The sequence below is a fragment of the Dysgonomonas termitidis genome (assembly GCF_054657735.1).
In genome coordinates this window covers 2,228,058-2,247,749 of record NZ_BAAHYD010000002.1, presented here as the reverse complement: position 1 = coordinate 2,247,749, position 19,692 = coordinate 2,228,058, and the positions used below count along the sequence as shown (strand labels likewise).

The 19,692-nt window shown below is 40.2% G+C and carries 16 protein-coding genes; 14 read left to right on the top strand and 2 right to left on the bottom strand.

Annotation, left to right across the window (positions count from 1 at the left end):
• The first annotated feature begins 9 nt into the window (after positions 1-9).
• From ACYQ3L_RS13450 to ACYQ3L_RS13385, 14 genes are all read left to right on the top strand, one after another.
• Positions 10-960 (top strand): beta-ketoacyl synthase chain length factor, encoded by a 951-nt coding sequence (locus tag ACYQ3L_RS13450; protein ID WP_379999378.1) that lies wholly within the window; start codon positions 10-12, stop codon positions 958-960.
• Complete coding sequence (locus ACYQ3L_RS13445; protein WP_379999376.1) at positions 954-1,646, top strand: polysaccharide deacetylase family protein; 693 nt, start codon at positions 954-956, stop codon at positions 1,644-1,646. Before ACYQ3L_RS13450 ends, ACYQ3L_RS13445 begins: the two co-directional genes overlap by 7 nt.
• Entirely contained in the window at positions 1,643-2,272 is a 630-nt protein-coding gene (gene lolA2, locus ACYQ3L_RS13440) for a flexirubin biosynthesis/transport protein LolA2 (RefSeq protein ID WP_379999374.1), read from the top strand. Before ACYQ3L_RS13445 ends, lolA2 begins: the two co-directional genes overlap by 4 nt.
• Complete coding sequence (lolB2, locus tag ACYQ3L_RS13435; protein ID WP_379999372.1) at positions 2,247-2,795, top strand: flexirubin biosynthesis protein LolB2; 549 nt, start codon at positions 2,247-2,249, stop codon at positions 2,793-2,795. Before lolA2 ends, lolB2 begins: the two co-directional genes overlap by 26 nt.
• Entirely contained in the window at positions 2,782-3,165 is a 384-nt protein-coding gene (locus ACYQ3L_RS13430) for an ApeI family dehydratase (protein ID WP_379999369.1), read from the top strand. The genes lolB2 and ACYQ3L_RS13430 overlap by 14 nt, the downstream gene beginning before the upstream one ends.
• Positions 3,158-4,357 (top strand): DUF2062 domain-containing protein, encoded by a 1,200-nt coding sequence (locus tag ACYQ3L_RS13425; protein ID WP_379999367.1) that lies wholly within the window; start codon positions 3,158-3,160, stop codon positions 4,355-4,357. The genes ACYQ3L_RS13430 and ACYQ3L_RS13425 overlap by 8 nt, the downstream gene beginning before the upstream one ends.
• A gap of 13 nt (positions 4,358-4,370) precedes the next feature.
• Entirely contained in the window at positions 4,371-8,237 is a 3,867-nt protein-coding gene (locus ACYQ3L_RS13420; protein ID WP_379999365.1) for a 1-acyl-sn-glycerol-3-phosphate acyltransferase, read from the top strand.
• Positions 8,230-9,717 (top strand): phytoene desaturase family protein, encoded by a 1,488-nt coding sequence (locus ACYQ3L_RS13415; RefSeq protein WP_379999363.1) that lies wholly within the window; start codon positions 8,230-8,232, stop codon positions 9,715-9,717. Before ACYQ3L_RS13420 ends, ACYQ3L_RS13415 begins: the two co-directional genes overlap by 8 nt.
• A complete protein-coding gene (locus ACYQ3L_RS13410) occupies positions 9,710-11,371 on the top strand; it encodes a C45 family autoproteolytic acyltransferase/hydrolase (protein WP_379999361.1) in 1,662 nt (553 codons plus the stop codon). Before ACYQ3L_RS13415 ends, ACYQ3L_RS13410 begins: the two co-directional genes overlap by 8 nt.
• A gap of 7 nt (positions 11,372-11,378) precedes the next feature.
• Positions 11,379-12,677 (top strand): flexirubin biosynthesis putative acyl-CoA ligase FlxY, encoded by a 1,299-nt coding sequence (gene flxY / locus ACYQ3L_RS13405; RefSeq protein ID WP_379999359.1) that lies wholly within the window; start codon positions 11,379-11,381, stop codon positions 12,675-12,677.
• Between the two features lie 65 nt (positions 12,678-12,742).
• Entirely contained in the window at positions 12,743-13,327 is a 585-nt protein-coding gene (locus tag ACYQ3L_RS13400) for a hypothetical protein (protein WP_379999357.1), read from the top strand.
• A gap of 190 nt (positions 13,328-13,517) precedes the next feature.
• Positions 13,518-14,048, top strand: coding sequence for an REP-associated tyrosine transposase (locus ACYQ3L_RS13395; RefSeq protein WP_379999355.1), 531 nt, complete (start codon positions 13,518-13,520; stop codon positions 14,046-14,048).
• Positions 14,049-14,980: 932 nt separating this feature from the next.
• Positions 14,981-16,354, top strand: coding sequence for an aminopeptidase P family protein (locus tag ACYQ3L_RS13390; RefSeq protein ID WP_379999353.1), 1,374 nt, complete (start codon positions 14,981-14,983; stop codon positions 16,352-16,354).
• Positions 16,355-16,356: 2 nt separating this feature from the next.
• The gene (locus tag ACYQ3L_RS13385; protein WP_379999351.1) at positions 16,357-17,259 is read left to right on the top strand and encodes a DMT family transporter; all 903 of its coding nucleotides are present in this window, start codon (positions 16,357-16,359) and stop codon (positions 17,257-17,259) included.
• A 50-nt stretch (positions 17,260-17,309) separates the two neighbouring features.
• Here the strand turns inward: ACYQ3L_RS13385 and rprY are convergent, their stop codons facing one another.
• Positions 17,310-18,023 (bottom strand): response regulator transcription factor RprY, encoded by a 714-nt coding sequence (rprY, locus tag ACYQ3L_RS13380; protein ID WP_379999348.1) that lies wholly within the window; start codon positions 18,021-18,023, stop codon positions 17,310-17,312.
• A gap of 22 nt (positions 18,024-18,045) precedes the next feature.
• On the bottom strand, positions 18,046-19,626 hold the full coding sequence (locus ACYQ3L_RS13375) for a sensor histidine kinase (RefSeq protein ID WP_379999346.1): 1,581 nt from the start codon (positions 19,624-19,626) through the stop codon (positions 18,046-18,048).
• Positions 19,627-19,692 lie beyond the last annotated feature (66 nt).

The window sequence follows — 19,692 nt, the reverse complement described above, 5'->3', positions numbered from 1 at the left end:
CTCTTAGTTATGAAAAGACCTTGTTATATAAACTCATTCGCATCTATCCACCCCGATGGTATTACCGGAGAAAGCGGGATGCTGCATGCGGTGGAGCCTGATTACAAGCACATCATAACCAACGCGAATATGCGCCGCCGTATGAGCCACATTGTAAGGATGGGTGTTGCGTGCGGATTGATTTGTCTGGAACAAAGTGGAAACAAAAATATAGATGCCATTATTACAGCCACCGGACTTGGATGCCTGACCGATACAGAAAAATTTCTGGATAATCTCATAGAAAATGAGGAGCAACTGCTGAATCCTTCGGCTTTTATACAATCTACATTCAATGTCATAGGCGCTCAGATCGCCCTGATTACAGGCAGCCATTCTTATAACAATACCTATGTGCACCGTGGCCTCAGCTTCGAAAGCGCCCTGATCGACGGCATGATGAGGATATGGGAAGGTGACAATCTGGTACTGGTCGGCGCTGCCGATGAAGTGTTACCGGCCGGACATACTATCTTGAAAAGGCTGGGTATGCTCGATAATATTACATTGGGCGAAGGCTCCCAGTTTTTTACATTAGCGGCTGAAAAGGAATTACATACTGTTGCCGAACTCGCAGCTGTCAGGACATTCACAGGAGAGCTGTCTTCGGAGGAAATATTGCAAAAGATAAAAATATTTTTGACAGAAAACAATCTGAAGCCAGCAGATATACAACATCTTATTACAGGCAGAAACGGAAATACGACCGATGACCTGGTATATAATGTTGTGGAGCAATTATTCCCATCCACCTCATACTCGACATTCAAAGATATTTGCGGGGAATACCCGACCGCTTCGGCTTTCGGTATGTGGAAAGGATTAAATCTATTAAAAGAATCCGGTGATATACGATACCTGCTTATCTACAATCATTATTACAATATAAATCATTCATTGATATTATTGAGAAAATGCTGATTTTCATTTCATCCATAGCCGCTATACTGCTTATATTCCTCATCTATGCCTCTTACAGCATCCGGTCGGGAATATACTTAAAAGCATTATGCCGGAATGAAAAGAGAGGAAAAGTCGTAGCGCTCACATTTGACGACGGGCCCGACAAAGAGCAGACGCCCAAGGTGCTTGATATTCTGAAAGAATATGATATCAAAGCTACTTTTTTTTGTATCGGCAGCAAGATTAAAGGCAATGAGAGTATCCTGTCAAGGATGAAAGAGGAAGGCCATTTAATCGGTAATCATACTTTTAATCACTTTTTTTCGTTTCCTTTGTATGCGTCGCAACGAATGAGAATGGAGCTAAGCGATTGTGAAAAGGCTATTGAGGAGGTAACAGGAGAAAGAACGATATTGTTTCGTCCGCCTTTCGGAATCACCAATCCGACCATAGCAAAGGTGGTCAGGACAATGGGTTATCTGACTATTGGCTGGAGTATCCGCTCTTTAGATACATGTAAGAAAGAAAACACGGTATTGAAGCGAATAAAGCGAGGACTAAAGCCGGGAGCGGTCATTCTCTTACACGATCCCTTGCCGCAGAGTGACAGCCTGTTACGAAAAGTGCTCGATCTTCTGAAAGAAAACGATTACACCATAGAGAGAGTAGATAAATTATTTGATATACCTAAAACAACGAAATGAAACGCATATATATTTGTTATTTACTTATTTTCATTTGTATACCGCAGATAAACGCGCAGATGAAAAAGATGAAAGATGTGAAAGCCTTTAATGAACGGGTTCTCCGGGAGGCTGTATCTATAAAAAGTATAGAAAGTGATTTTACTCAAATAAAGCATCTCGACCTGTTTAATGAAGATATAACTTCGAAAGGTAAATTCTATTACAGGCACAATGATAAAATAAGCCTCGATTATAGTTCCCCGACAAAATACCTGATTGTTATAAATGCTGATAAACTAAAGATAGTTTCGGATGGTAAAAAAAATGTTGTGAACCTGAAATCGAATAAAGTCATGAGCGAAATGAGAAGTATGCTCGCCGCGTGTATGTCGGGCAATATTTCGCAAATATCAGGTTATAACATGGAATACTTTGAAGATAGCAACTCCTATCTGATAAAAATAAAACCAACCAATAAATCTGTACAGGCATATATCTCAGGCTTCGATATTTATATGGACAAAAAAGACATGTCGGTATCCAAATTGCGTATATCCGAGAATGCCACCGATTATACCGATTACCTGTTTCAGAACAAAAAGTTTAATACACTGACAGATGACAAGAAGTTTTCAGTTAATTAGTCTCTTGTTGGTATGCCTTACTTTCGTCTCCTGTTCTAAGAATACATATCCGCTGAAAACAGGGCCTGCTCCTATTATATCCGTTGGGAATAAAGCGCAGAAGTATAATATGACGCTGGATTTCGGAGGCAAACATTTTAACGGTATGCTTATCGCAAAAACAATGGAAGATGGTGAAATACGCATTGTCGCATCTACCATGTTCGGGCTTAGTCTGTTCGATTTCGGAATAAAAGGTGAAAACTGGAATGTTTATAGTTGCATAGAGCCTATGCGGAAAGACCGCGTACTGAAAATCTTTGAAACTGATTTCAGACTGTTATTTTTACCTGACAGGAACGTTAAAAAAGTAGAAAAAACAAAAGAATATACTAAATTTGTAACAGGAGGAGGTATATCCAAGGGGGTGATTTACGTCACGCCTGAGACAGAGAACGTTCCTGAGAAAATACAAATAAAGCACTTCTGGTTACGATTAACTATCGGACTGGAAAAAATGGGAGAAAACAATGTTATTGAATGATTTTTACGAAATAACCGATGTAATGAGAGGTGAGCCCTCTGATCGTTTAAGAGTGAAGCTGAATCCTTCGCATCGCATATATGAAGGACATTTCACGGGACAACCGATAGTTCCGGGGGTATGCACATTACAAATTATAAAAGACTGCGCTGAAAAACTATCCGGTAAAGAGTACATGTACGCATACATAGCCTCCTCAAAATTCCTGTCTTTGGTCGACCCGGTAGTCAACGACCTGATAGAGTTTAATATTTCGTTAAAAAATACAGATGATAACCGTATCTCCCTGTCCGCAGAAGGAAAATATCAAAACACAGATACCGTATTCATCAAAGTAAAAGCAACTTTGAAAGAGATTGAAAATGAATGAATCCGTAGATACTATAATATGGCAGGAGATATTAAATAATCTCGGTATCGTTGTTATTATCCCTACATACAATAACGACAGGACTCTCCTATCCGTTATCGAAGGGGTAAAACAATACAGCAAACATATTATAGTGGTCAACGATGGCTCTACCGACACAACATCCGGAATACTGAAATCCATCCCCGGCATTCAGATCATTACCCACACAAAAAATAAAGGAAAAGGCTATGCTCTCAAAAATGGATTATCAGCAGCAAAAGAACAGGGTTTCAGATATGCGATAACGATAGACTCCGACGGACAGCATTACCCTGCCGATATACCTGCGTTTGTGAATGAAATAGAGATGCATCCCGATTCTATGCTTGTGGGGGCAAGAAATCTGACAGCCAATAATATGCCGGGTAAAAATACATTTGCCAATAAATTCTCGAACTTCTGGTTTCAGCTCGAAACAGGAATAAAGCTGGAAGACACACAATCCGGCTATCGCCTTTATCCGCTCCATCATATAGGAAAAATGAAGTATTGCACAGCCAAATATGAATTCGAACTGGAAATGATCGTATTTCTGGCATGGAAAGGCGTGAATGTAAAAAATATCCCTGTAAATGTATATTACCCGCCACAGGACGAACGGGTATCACACTTCCGACCGTTAAGGGATTTTACACGCATCAGCATACTGAATACAATACTTGTTATAGCCACCTTCTTGTGGATACTACCCTTGAAATTTTTAAGGAAACTGACATGGGCAAATATCCGCGCTTTTATAGATAAGGAAATACTAAAGTCGAAAGATTCGAACAGAACCATGACACTATCCATTATGTTGGGTATCTTCATGGGAATTATTCCCATATGGGGGTATCAGATGATTGTGACGGTTTTCCTTGCCCATTTTCTGAGACTGAACAAAGTAATTTCGCTGGTTGCTTCCAATATCAGTATTCCCCCGGTAATGCCGTTCCTTTTGTATGGGAGCTATGCTACCGGCTGCGTTCTTACAAATAGCCCTGTATCGTTCGATTTCACCGGTGTTTCATTGGAAAGAATGAAGACGGTCCTGTTCCAGTATCTGACCGGCAGTATAGTTTTCGCTTTGGTTTGCAGTATCCTGGCAGGTATTATTTCGGCAAGTTTACTGCTGATATTCAGAAAAAGGAAACAGGCAGTAGATATTTAATTTAGAAGTATAAATGAGTAACTTTTTCGTCAATCTATATAATTATTTCACCCGGCATAAGATAATCCTCTATTTGTCGCTGGTTGCAAGTATAGCCATTATGGGTTATTTTGCCCTGCAACTCAAATTCGAGGAAAATATCACCCAGTTCTTTCCTGATACCAAAAACGAACAAAACCTGAATACTGTTTTCGACAACCTGCGTATCAAGGACAAGATTATTGTCATGTTCTCGTTCTCGTCATCGGATAAGGAACAGGACAACGATACCGCAGTATTGACAGAAAGCGCGACCTTATTCGCAGATAGCCTGTTGGCCCGGACACAAGGAACATATGTAAACAATATACTCCTCCGCATAGACGACAGTCTGAAAACCGAGATGCAGAATTTCGTCTATGACAATCTTCCGATCTTACTCAGCGACAGCGATTATCAGCGTATAGATTCCTTGTTTTCAAAAGAAAAAATCGCATCGGTTATGCACCGAAATTATTCCAACCTGTTGTCTCCGGCCGGAGGCTTTCTCAAAGAATACATTATGAGAGACCCTCTCAGTCTTGGAGGAAATGCACTGAAACGCCTACAGGACTTCCAACTGGATAATAATTTCGAGCAACAAGACGGATACATCTTCTCCAAAGACGGCTCCATGTTGCTGTTGTTCATTACTCCTACATACAGTATGGGAAGTACGGGACAAAACGATAAACTTATCTCGGCCATCGAAAAGGAAATAGCCGCTATTAACAAAGACTACCCTTCTGTAAAAGCTCAATACTACGGAGGTCCTTCTGTCGGTGTATATAATGCCCGTCAGATAAAAGAAGACTCCATACTGACAATCACTCTGGCACTGGTTATAATCATTGTTTTCATCCTGCTGGCCTTCAGACAAAAGAGAACTATCTTCCAGATCATCACACCGACTATATTCGGGGGATTGTTCGCCCTCTTTATGATTTCACTCTTGAAAGGCAGTATTTCGTCTATCGCCGTCGGTTCCGGCTCCATAATCATGGGTGTCGCCCTAAGTTATTCCATACACATGGTCGTACACCAGAGCCATGTCGCGTCTGTGACGCAACTGATAAAGGAACTCACCTACCCTCTCACTGTCGGTAGTTTTACAACAATCGGCGCATTTTTAGGATTACTTTTCACCAGTTCGGAATTATTACGAGACTTCGGACTTTTTGCATCTATGACGCTGATAGGTACAATTATCTTCTGCCTCATATACCTGCCTCACTTCCTTGACGGAAGGGTTCATCAGAAGAGAAGCGCATTGCTCCGCTTTATAGAGCGCTTCAATGCTTACCGCTTCGATAAAAACAAATGGCTTGTAGGCGGTATCTTAATATTAACGGTCATCTGTATATTTACTTCACGCAATGTGGGTTTCGATGCCGACATGATGCATATGAATTATGAACCGGAACATCTGAAAGGAGCCGAACAGAAATTGGCGGAGATCGTAGATAACGATAAGAAAAATATCCTGTTCGTAAGTGTAGGTAAAAATACAGATGAAGCAATACAAAACTATAATGCGACCAATAAAAAATTATCAGTACTAAAAGGACAAGGCCTGATTAACAACTTCGCTTCCGCCGATTACTTCCTTATCCCCGAAGATATCCGGCAAGAACGTTTACAAAAATGGAATAATTACTGGACTGCCGGAAAGAAAGAATTTTTGAAAACAACGCTGAAAAGCGAGTCTGCAACATTTAATTTTCGTCAGGACGCTTTTGCCCCATTCTACAAATGGATAGATTCTGACTTTACCCTGCATAAAGATATTACAGAGACAAACCGGATATTAAACGACTGGCAAACTAATGTGCCGGGCCTTACCCTGCTCATTTCACAAGTGCAGCTCGATGATAAAAATAAGGAAGAAGTATATCAACACTTCAATAATGGCAATGAAGTTGTGATTTTAGACCGTTCCTTCTTTACAAAGAAGTGGGTATCTGCTATCAATGATGATTTTTATCTGATATTATTCATTTCATCATTCCTCATTTTCATCACTTTACTTATATCTTACGGACGTATCGAATTAACACTGATTAGTTTCTCCCCAATGTTTATCAGCTGGATTATCATTATCGGTATCATGGGAATATCCGGGATGGAATTCAATATCATCAATATCATCCTGTCCACTTTCATATTTGGTATCGGGGACGATTTCAGTATATTTATTATGGACGGTTTACAGAATAAATACCGGACAAATAAGCCTGCGCTGAACGGGCATAAAACAGCCATCTTCTTTTCGGCTTTCACCATTATTGTAGGAATGGGAGCCTTGATTTTCGCACAGCATCCCGCCCTGCAATCTATTTCATTGATGTCTATCCTCGGAATGATAGTCGTGGTTCTGGTTTCATATACTATCCCTCCTGTCATCTTCCGCATCTTTATGTCTTCACAGACAACAAAAGGGCTGCCGCCATATACACTGGCCTCTATTTTGATAACCGCCTTTATATACGGGCTATTCTTTGCCGGATGCGTATTCCTCCGTATAACGATTTTGTTATTGTATCTTGTTCCTGTAAAGAAAAGTAAAAAGCGGCAATTCATTTGCTACCTGATAATGCTCAACTGCCGGTTCATCTGCTTTGCAGGATTTATACTGAAGAAAAAGAAAGTAAATACCGGTGGCGAAACATTTAAGAAACCCGCCATTATCATAGCCAACCATCAGTCTTTCCTCGATATACTCCTGTTGCTTACACTCCACCCTAAAATGGTAATGGTTACAAACGAATGGGTATGGAGATCTCCGTTCTTCGGCGCAGTAATCAGGTATGCAGGCTATTTTTATACAGGCGAAGGATATGAAAATTCGGTATCGCATATCAAAGAACGTATCGATGAAGGATACTCCGTTGTCATATTCCCTGAAGGCACACGTTCATACGATGGAAGATTGAAGCGCTTCCACAAAGGTGCGTTCTATCTATCTGAGGCACTGAAACTGGATATAATCCCCATCATATTATATGGCACGGGGATGGTTATTTCAAAATCACAGCCATTCTATCTGAAACGGGGAATAATAGCGACTAAAATCCTGCCCCGCGTTACTTATGAAGACCGCTCGTTCGGAAACACTTATAAAGAAAGGACAAAAAACACGGCGGCTTATTTCGCATCCGAATATATAAGAGTTTGTACAGAATATAATACAGCTATCAACCCGTATTTCTATCATATGCTGGTAAAGAATTACATCTATAAGGGGCCGGTGATGGAATGGTATGTACGCATAAAGGTGAAAATGGAAAAAAGCTATAAAATATTCGATGAACTGATACCTGAGAGGGGGCAAATCACAGATATCGGTTGCGGATATGGCACTTTAGGATATATGCTTGCCATGTTATCGCCTGACAGGCAGGTATTAGGCATAGATTATGATGAAGATAAAGCCGGAGTCGCCCGGTACGGATATTTACATAAAGAGAATACCGTATTTGTATATGCCGACGCATTGGAATATCCGCTACCTGAAAGCGATGTGTTTGTATTGAATGACATGTTACATTATATGGATAGCCGGAAACAGGAATCGTTATTAAAAAAATGCATATGGAATCTTCGTGACAACGGGTTGATTATCGTTCGTGACGGAGATAGCCGGGATAAGCAAAAACAAAAACTGACAAAGTTATCGGAGATATTCTCTACCCGTATATTTGGTTTTAATAAAACAAAAGAAGAACTTTGTTTTACTTCGGCTGAAAAGCTGTATGAAATAGCAGAAAGCTGTAATATGGCAATAGAGAGCTTCAAAAACGATAAATATACGTCTAATACTATTTTTATATTTAAGAAGAAAGAAGAGAAAACAAATGGGTAAATACGATATCATTATAGCCGGAAGCGGATTGGGCGGTCTCGAATGCGCTGCCATTCTGAGCAAAGAGGGATACAATGTATGCGTGCTTGAAAAGAACGTGCTATTCGGTGGATGCCTGCAAACATACATCCGGAAAGGACATCAATTCGATACAGGGATTCATTATATCGGTAGTCTGGATGAGGGACAGATAATGAACCAGTATTTCAAATACTTCGGTATAATGGATAAGCTGAACATAAAACGTCTCGACACCGATTCTTTCGACACCATATTCTATAAAGATAAAGTATATAATTACGCGGTTGGCCACGACCATTTCGCAGATACGCTGGCCCAATCTTTTCCCCATGAACGGGAGACCCTGAAAGCATATACCTCTATCCTTAAAGATGTGAGCAGGCTCATAGATGTGGATAACCTGAAAAAAGGAAATATAGCACAAAACGGCATGAAATATTTTTATGCGTCGGCTACTCAGATGATAGCAGATACAGTTAAGGATGAAACACTGAGGAGTGTTTTAGCCGCTACATCCATGCTGTATGGAGGAATAAAGAATAGTTCTACCTTCTACCATCATGCGATGACCAATAACTCGTATATCGAAAGTCCATACCGTTTTGTAGACGGAACGATGCAGATAGCCGAACGGCTGATAGACGTTATCCGCGCAAACGGAGGCACCGTATTGAACAATAAGGAAGTTACCCGCCTGATAGTAACGGACAATCAGGTAACGGCAGCGGAAGTAAACAATGAAGAAATATTCGAGGCCGACCATTTTATCTCCAATATCCACCCCAAACGCACACTGGAGATACTGGAAAAGAGCCGCTATATAAAAAACGCTTATATATCACGCATCAATGCTTTGCCTAATTCATTCGGAGTCTTCACAACATATCTGGTGATGAAGCCGGATTCCCAACCCTATATCAACAGTAATTATTATGTGCATGGAACTGATAATGTATGGTATAATGACGATTCGTCCAGAGATAAGATCAACAACGCCCTGCTCTGCTTCCAATGCAACAGCAATAGTGACTATACGGATGTAATCTCCGTATTGACACCGATGTACATGTCGGAACTGAAAGAATGGGAAAACACTACTGTGGGCAAGCGGGGGGATGATTACATCGCTTTCAAGAAAGCCTATTCAAATAATGTCCTCGAGTTTCTGAAAGGCAAAGGATTCGATTTCTCCGGTAAGATAGAAAGCATATATAGCACCACACCGTTAAGTTACCGTGACTATACGGGAACGCCTTACGGCTCGGCATACGGTATAGTAAAAGATTGTAAGTTTCCCGAATTAGGTTTTATTTCCACAAAAACGAAACTGAAAAACCTTTACTTTACAGGTCAGAATATGAATGTGCACGGAGCTTTAGGTGTAACGCTCACATCCATGTTCACTTGCGCCGAATTTGTAGGTCAGGAATATTTAGCTAAAAAAGTAGGAAATGCATAAATTGCTGAAAAAAGGCCTGAAGACCGGATTATATGTGCTGCTGATATTCATTCTCGCTTTTGGGGGAATTACCGGCTATATGTATTTTTCAGCGGACATGTGTGTCCCCGAAATAACGGAAGAAGTTCCCGCCTATAAACTGACAGAAGAACCTGATTACCGTCAGTGGGGCGACAATTATCTCCGCAAGAGTGAAAGCGGATTGTGGGAACTGAAAGTATCCGGCAGCGATTATGAACGGGGCATCGCTATAGGAGAGATGTCGAAAGACCTGCTATATTATCAGGAAAAAGTATTTGTAGACCAGATAAAGGTACTTGTCCCATCCGAAAATTACCTGCGGTTCCTCGGCTTCTTTACCATCCTGTACAACCGTAATCTGGGAAAGAACATACCTGAGGAATACAGACGCGAAATTTACGGAATATCCCACTCCTGCTCCGATGAATTCAGTTATATCGGCACTCCCTACGAAAGACAGTTAAACTACCACGCTGCACATGATTTAGGACATGCCATGCAAGACTATATGCTCGTAGGATGCAGTTCCTTTGCTACATGGGGCACGGCAAGCGCCGATTCAACATTGGTAATCGGCCGCAATTTCGATTTTTATGCAGGGGATGATTTTGCAAAGAATAAAGAAGTGCAGTTCTATGCGCCCGAAAAAGGTTATAAATTCGTATCTGTAGCCTGGCCGGGGATGACCGGCGTATTATCAGGAATGAATGAAGAAGGGCTGACTGTAACAATTAATGCCGCAAAATCGTCCATGCCTACATCCGCTAAAACGCCAATATCTATCCTTACAAGGGAGATATTGCAATATGCGTCAACAATTGAGGAAGCGTATGAGATTGCGAAAAAGAGAGAGACTTTTGTATCCGAATCCATCCTTATAGGTTCAGCGAAAGACAAGAAAGCGGCCATTATAGAAAAATCGCCTGATAAGATAGGTTTATTCACTACCGATGGAGAACAAATTATATGTACCAATCATTTCCAATCCGAAACATTCGCCAAGGACGAGCGAAATCTCGAAAATATCCGTACGACAGACAGCCAATACCGTTTCCGGCGATTGACCGAACTCCTCGATAAAAACAAACCTTTAGATGTAACAAAAGCAGCCTCTATCCTCCGCAACACAAAAGGATCGGGAAATAAGGATATCGGCCTGACGAACGAAATGGCAATCAACCAGTTTATCGCGCACCACTCGGTCATATTCAAGCCCGAACAGCGGATAATATGGGTGTCTACCCACCCCTGGCAAATGGGTAGATATGTGGCTTATGACCTGAATAAGATATTCGGCGAAGATACGGATTTCAGGAAAGAGATATATTCCCCGGAATACACTATTCCCGAAGATTCGTTGATACATGGCGATATGTTCAGTAACCTACTGACATATAAGGAACTGACAAAAGATATAAAAGCTAAGACAAAAGAGAAGAGTTCCGTATCTTCGGGAATATTAAATAAATACGAAGCCTCTAATCCCGAATATTATCATATGTACGAAATAGTGGGGGATTATTACCTGTCGCAAGGAGAAATAGAGAAGGCTAAGGATTACTGGCAAAAAGCATTAACAAAAGAGATACCGAAAGTCTCCGAAAAGGAACGGATATTGAAAAAAAGTAAATAACAACGTAATGGAAAAACACCCCGACATACAATTTCAGCCTGCCATCAAGATCAAAGAATATCAGGAAACGAAACTACAGGCTGCTCTGCAATACCTAAAGGAACACTCCGCTTTTTATCAAAGGATGTTCAAAGAACAGAATATCGATATAAAGGGAATCGAGACAATCGAAGATCTACGGCAATTACCTGTCACCACGAAGAATGACCTGCAAAAATACAGTGAAGATTTTATTTGTGTAGAGAAATCCCGGATCATTGATTATGTAACTACATCGGGGACTCTGGGCGATCCCATCACATTTGCCCTCACCGGCAAAGACCTCGACCGCCTCGCCTATAACGAATACCTGTCTTTTACCACCGCAGGATTTACCAAAAATGACATCATGCAATTGATGACAACCATAGACCGCCGTTTCATGGCCGGGCTGGCTTATTTCCTCGGAGCGCGCGAACTAGGTATGGGTGTAGCCCGTGTGGGAAACGGAATACCTGAACTCCAATGGGACACGATAGAACGGATACAGCCCACATGCGGAATAGCAGTACCCTCATTCCTCATAAAACTGATAGATTTTGCCGAAAAAAATAAAATCGATTACAACAACAGTTCCATCAAAAAATGCCTTTGTATAGGAGAATCTTTACGCAAAGAAAGCTTCGAACTAAATACCTTGGGCAGACGCATCCGGGAAAAATGGAATTCCCTGCAATTATATTCCACATATGCCTCTACCGAAATGCAGGCATCTTTCACAGAATGCGACGGCTTTTGCGGCGGTCACTTACAGCCGGAACTGATTATAGTGGAATTTCTGGACGATAACGACAATCCTGTCGGAGAAGGCGAGTCCGGAGAAGTCACGATTACTACTCTGGGAGTGGAAGGTATGCCCCTCCTGCGTTTCAAGACAGGAGATGTATGCTATCACTATACCGAACCTTGCAGCTGCGGCAGGAATACCATACGCCTGAGCAGCGTATTGGGACGCAGGGGACAGATGATAAAATATAAGGGTACTACGCTTTATCCGCCTGCCTTATTCGATATACTGGACAATATACCGCATATCAAGAATTATGTAGTTGAAGTATTTACCAACGATCTGGGAACAGATGAAATATTAGTGCGGGTAGGCTGTGATGAAAGCAGGAGCGAAGCTTTTATAAAAGAAATCAAGGACCTGTTCAGATCGAAGGTTAGAGTTGCACCAAACATAACTTTCGAATCCCCTGAATATATAGCGCAGATTCAGACTCCGCCTATGAGCCGGAAAGCTGTTAAATTTATAGATTTACGGTAATTCCTTTGATAAGAAGAGGCTTTTTCTTACATTTGGTATAAAATCACTAATAAAATCTTATTTATATGAAAAAATTAGTTTTAGTTATTGCGCTACTGGTAAGTGTATGCGGTTTTTCTCAGAAGAAAGAGCTTTTAAAAGACATTCAAGCCATCAATTTTTACGGGGTTGACTTTTCTCATGCGAAAGTATATGGTGCAAAAGAATCCGGTGAACATTTCAAATATGCTTTTCAGGATATAAACAATCTATTCATTACAGAAGCAAAAAAATATGACATTGCTAAGTATTTGAAGAAAAGGGTTCTGGGTGTTTATGTTGATGTTGTTAAAACACGTATATCAGACCTTAAAGCCGATGATATTCTTACTACAGATGCTGCATATCAACTGGAGGACAATACAATAAAGGACATTGTAAAATCCCTTTCGATAAAAGAGACTGATGGTACCGGAGTAATCATCATAGCCGAAAGATTAAGCAAGGCAAAGAACAGAGGATACTTCGATGTCGTGTTTTTTGATATAAAAACCCGCAATATTATCGATAGCTGGAAAGCTGATGGTAAGGCACAGGGATTTGGTCTTCGCAATTTCTGGGCGCACTCGGTACGTGAAGTTCTGAAATTCAGCGAATCTGCATTGAAATAAGAATACTGTATTCGCACCAGAGCCTTTTTGTTTATTTAAATAACAACCTAATTAATAACGATTTAAATCTTTCAGGCAATAGTCCTGAAAGATTTAAGTCGTTTATAGAATAATCGTTTGGCATAGGCTCTGCCTGCTCGCGCGGACGTCTCGTCCGTGTGTTGCGCAGCAAAAATAGATTGTAACTATTATGAGTAGAAGATATAAATTTCATAATCCGGATGGGCTTTACTTTATCAGCTTTGCTGTTAAAGATTGGGTTGATGTTTTTACCCGTAATGAATATAAAGATATATTGGTTGACAGTTTGAATTTTTGCCAAAACCATAAGGGCTTAGAACTGTTTGCATGGTGTATAATGACCAATCATGTTCATCTGATTGTTAGAACAGAGGAAGGGTGTTTGCTACAAAATATATTGAGGGATTTTAAAGGCTTTACATCCAGAGAAATATTAAAAGCAATCAGTAATAATCCTCAAGAAAGTCGCAAAGAGTGGTTATTGGAAAAATTTAGGGATGTAGAAGGTAATTGTTTTTGGGCAACAGAAAACCATCCGATAGAACTATGGAGTAATGAGGTTATTAATCAAAAGTTGGACTATTTGCATAATAATCCGGTTGAAGAAGGCTTGGTTTTTCGGGCAGAAGATTATGTATATAGCAGCGCTGTTGATTATTCGGGAGAGAAAGGTTTGTTAAATGTAATTATTATTGAATAAGTTTTGCTTCGCAACACACGGACTGGAAGTCCGCGCGAGCGGGGTAAAACTTTGTTTCACAGTATAGATAAATATATAATCATTGCTGGAACCGGCATGTACGAGAACATCAAAAGTAGGAACTTTAGTTATACCACGACGTAGGCAGAGCCTATGCCGAACCAAGAGAAGAAAATATAAATTCCATGTATTATGCTGATCGGTATTTGAAAACTTTATCTATATATTTAGCTGATAATTGATAGTCCTTTGATACTTTTAAATGAAGCCGTCCAGACTTTTCAATAAAAGTTTCTTTTTATCTGTTTTTATTCTCTTTGTCATGTTGAACGGTAGTGAATTGAATTGAAAATCGACGGAGTCAAAATCGTTGAAGCGAGACAAGGCAAACATCCCCTGAAACGAGATTCTTCGTACCTCAGAAACAACGTTCGGCAGAGCGAAGCGGAGCCAATGACAAAATAATACTAAAATAAAAAGTATTGACGACTTTAATGTATAAGTTTTTAGTATCCTGGTTTATCAGAGGATAAAAAATAAAGGAATAAAAATAGTGCAAAATGTGTCAAGTTTGTCAAGTTTTTATATAGTGTCCTTCTGTAAATTTTTGTACACTTGTGGTAAAGAAAAATTTATCCCCTAAGTACATAAGAATAAAAAATATGAAAAAAGTGTAAAGTTTGTCAGATTTTAACAAGTTATAAGTTTTAAGTAAAGAATTTGTGTTACTTCTCCCTGCAAGCAGCAACGAGCTAAAAATTTTTATCGGCCCGCATTGCTAAAGGCTAAAAGCTATCGGCTAATAGAAGGAAATAGTGACAATAAAGAAAAAGTGTAAAATATGTAAAGTTTGTCAACTTTTTATTAACTCACACCCTGTAAAATACGGTGAGAAAATTATAAATTGCTAATCAATATAAAATAATAATATTATGTTTTCAAAAGAAACTTACATCCGCCGCCGCAACCAATTGAAAAAAACAATAGGTTCGGGCATTCTCCTATTCCTCGGAAACGACGAATCCGGAATGAATTATGAAGACAATACCTACCCTTTCCGTCAGGATTCCACATTTCTTTATTTCTTCGGGCTTCCATATGCCGGACTAGCAGCCGTTATCAATATAGACGAAGATAAGGAGATCATATTCGGAGACGAACTTACTATCGACCAAATAGTATGGATGGGGACACAGCCTACATTGAAGGAAAAAAGTGAAAGAATCGGAGTAGCAAATATTCAACCGTATCCGTCATTAGGCAGTTATCTGTCAAAAGCGGCAACTAAAGGACAGAAAGTACATTACCTGCCAACTTACAGGGCGGAACATACACTCAGGCTAATGGACTGGACTGGTCTTAAACCTGCACAACAAGAGGCCTCCCTCCCATTTATTCAGGGTGTGGTAAATCAACGTATCTATAAATCGGAAGAAGAAATCGCTGAAATAGAAAAGGCCTGTGATATTACAGCCGATATGCACATTACCGCGATAAAGAAAGTCCGTGTAGGAATGAAAGAATATGAGGTGATGGCAGCACTGGAAGAAGTAGCCTATGCAGCCGGAGGAAGGCTCTCCTTCCCTACTATCGCCACAGTAAACGGACAAACATTGCACAATCACTATCACGGAAACACAGTAAAAGAAGGCGATATGTTCCTCATCGACGCCGGTGCGGAAACCGAAATGGGTTATGCAGGCGATATGTCGTCTACCATACCTGCCGGAAAGAAATTCTCGTCCCGCCAGAAAGACGTATATGATATTCAGGTAGCTTCACATATTGCATCGGTAGAAGCATTACGGCCGGGCATCCCGTTCAGGGAAGTGTATGAACTTTCGGCAAAGGTCATTTGCGAAGGGATGAAATCGCTGGGCCTGATGAAAGGTGATATGGACGAAGCTGTACAGGCCGGCGCTCATGCGATGTTTTTCCAGTGTGGACTGGGACATATGATGGGACTGGATGTACATGATATGGAAAATCTGGGTGAAGTTTGGGTAGGTTACAACGGAGAGCCCAAAAGTACGCAGTTCGGACGGAAATCGTTACGGTTGGGACGGAAACTGGAAGCGGGTTTTGTACTCACTATCGAGCCGGGCGTCTACTTTATACCCGAACTGATAGACTTATGGAAAGGTGAAAAGAAATTCGAAGAATTCATCAATTACGACAAGCTGGATGCATACAGGGACTTTGGCGGATTGCGTAACGAAGAAGATTTCCTCATTACAGAAACAGGTTCCCGCAGGTTAGGCAAAAAGATACCATTGACTACCGAAGAAGTAGAAGCTTTAAGATAACGATGCAGGATAGTAATAAAGCGCTTATTTATGGCGGCATTGCCGTATTAAGCTGGTCTACAGTAGCCACGATGTTTAAAACGGCATTGAAGTATTTCTCTCATTTCGAAATGCTTTTGGTTGCCAGTTTTACCGCGCTACTTATATTCAGCATAGCCATGACTATACTGAAAAAATGGTCAGACCTGCAAACTCTTCCCGCAAGGCAGTGGGGATGGTTTTCACTGGTCGGCTTACTCAATCCGGTAACTTATTATCTGGTCCTTTTCAAATCGTATGCTTTATTGCCTGCGCAAATAGCACAACCGATAAACTATTCATGGCCGATTGTATTGCTGGTCCTGCTGGCAATAATTGCCCGCCAGCCAATACCCAAGACAAAATATGCCGGCATGGCGCTGTCTCTCGGAGGAGTTGCCCTTATATCGTTAGGTTCGGGAAGTATAAGCGGACAGAGTTTACCTATTACAGGATTACTACTCGCTTTCCTAAGTGCATTTTTGTGGGCAACATATTGGATAGTAAATAATCAGAATAAAAAAGTGGATGGGATAGTCGCATTATTCCTCAGTTTCCTGTTTGGCTCATTATACTTACTGATAGGAGCTTTGTTTATAGGAGTCAGTCTGAATTCTGTGCCCGGAATATTATCCAGTATCTATGTAGGCGCTTTTGAGATGGGGATACCGTTCATCTTTTTCGGGCTGGCTATCAGGAAAACCAATAATCCGGCTTTGGTGAATCAGATGTGCTATTTATCGCCGTTTATTTCCCTTTTCCTGATTCATCTGATATTAGGGGAGCAAATATACGTGACTACATATGTGGGATTATTCCTGATCGTATTTGGTATCATATTCAATGAATATCTGACAAAGTATTTACGAAAAAAGGCTATTGACTAAATAAAAAAAGCCGGTATCAACCGGCTTTTTACTCTATATTCGGACTGATATTATTCAGTTCCTTCTTCCTCGTTCACAGGGGCAATCAGTTTATAACCTTTACCGTGGATATTGATGATCTCAATACTTGGGTCCGGTTTTAACAGTTTACGCAACTTTGTGATATATACGTCCATACTACGGGCATTGAAATAGTTGTCATCAACCCAGATTTGTTTCAGGGCATGATTTCTTTCCAATATGTCGTTAGCATGAGCACATAACAGAGCCAATAGTTCTGCTTCTTTAGTTGTTAGTTTGGTACTTTCACCATTGATAGTCAGAATTTGCTTTTGAGTATCAAAGTTCATATTACCGAATTGGTAAACCTGTTGTTCTTTACTTCTCTTTCCTTTTACACGACGGAAAATAGCCTCGATACGAAGAACAAGTTCTTCCATGCTGAACGGTTTTGTAATATAGTCGTCAGCTCCGGCCTTAAAGCCTTCAAGGATATCATCCTTCATATTCTTAGCGGTCAAGAATATAATAGGGATTTCCGTGTTGATTGCTCTGATTTCTTTTACCAGAGTGATACCGTCTTTCTTAGGCATCATCACATCCAGGATACACAGGTCGTATTTTTCTTTTACAAACCCTTTGTATCCAACTTCTCCGTCAATGTAAAGGTCAGTGTCGTAACCTTTTGCCTGAAGATACTCTCTTAGCAGCATACCAAGATTCTCATCATCTTCACATAAAAATAATTTCAATTTTTCTTCCATAACTTACTTATTTACATACAATTTATTTGAGTTGCTCATTATTCTTCATCACAGGCAGGCAAATAATAAACTTGGTGCCCTTTCCTAAATCACTCTCTGCTTTTATTGTTCCTTTGTGGTCTTCAACTATTTTCCTCACATATGCCAGTCCCAGGCCGAATCCTTTAACATCGTGCCTATTGCCTGTGGATACGCGATAGAAACGCTCAAAGATCTTCTTTACTAATTCTTTCTTTATACCTATGCCATTATCCTCTACTGAGATATACAATTTATTATTGCTATTCCATGTACGTATCATCAATTCCAGCGGCACATCTTCCCTTCTGTACTTCACCGCGTTATCCAATAGGTTAAATAACACATTGGTAAAATGCATTTTATCTGCTTCAATAGCTGATTCTGTGGCTTCCAAATCAATATCCAGATTACCGCCGAATTTTTCGACTTTTATTTGGAAAGTATTAGCTACACTTACAACCACATCGTTGGCATCCAGTTCTTTCATTTTCAGGGTTGCCTTTTGTTTCTCGAAAAGAGACATCTGCAAAACTTTTTCTACCTGAAAACTTAGCCGTTCGGTTTCATCGTTTATCACGCCTGATATATGTTTGAAAACTTCCGGTGACTTTGTTATAGAACCATCTTTCAGCATTTGTGCAGCTAAGGATATTGTCGACACAGGTGTCTTCAGTTCATGTGTCATATTATTCATAAAATCACTCTTCATTTCCGACAAACGCTTTTGGCGGAATGTAATATAAATGATTATGATAAACGTTACCAATAATATAAAGGTAAACAAAATTGACGGATATAGAAATTTTACCTCACTAAACAAGTATTTATCCTTATCAGGAAAATATACTTTCAGGTATGTAACCTTATCCTGCGGATCGTTAGGAAATAACGATTGGAGATAATAGTCCTTCCTGTTTTGCATCGTAAAAAACGGCTGCTGATATATTGGCTTGTCGTTTTTGTCCACCACTTCGTACTGGAACGGCAACTCTATACCATTCCCTTTTATCTCGTTTCTGATAAGAACTTCTAGCGATTTCAGGTTTACCCGTTCGGCTATAGGTATGCTACTTGCCGTATTTATGATACGGTTCAGCACCTCGTTCATTATATCGCTCTCGTAAAGATATTTCTTTTTTTGTTCATCCTGCATACCGAATATAGTTTTCGATATAGCATTCGTCCCACCTTTGCTAGGCGACTGGAAAATCTGGCTCTTCGGAGCCTGGGTAGTGGTCGACATATTCAACTCCATATTTATCTCCATATCGGGAGCTGTCATCTTCACCCTTTGCTGATGCGTTACGGTTTCTTCCTGCACCTGATTCTGCAAGGATAGTGATCTGTTATAAGCGGCCGCCTGTTTTTTCTGATTCTCGAGAAAAGCCTCATTCAGATACTTTTGTGTCTGATCGAGTTCCAAACTGCGAGAGACCTGCAGAAGGCTTCTGTTAATGATCTCATTAAACTGATCACTCCTTATCCTTATAGATTCCCGAAGGTAGGTTATTTGCAAATACAATAGGCCAAAGAACGCGAATGCCATTATTCCGGCGAGTATCCATATTGTCGATTTTTTCATTTTAGCCTCTCTATTCTATCAAGACTTGCTTACTTTAATTAAATAAATTTTATACGTCTTGGTTTT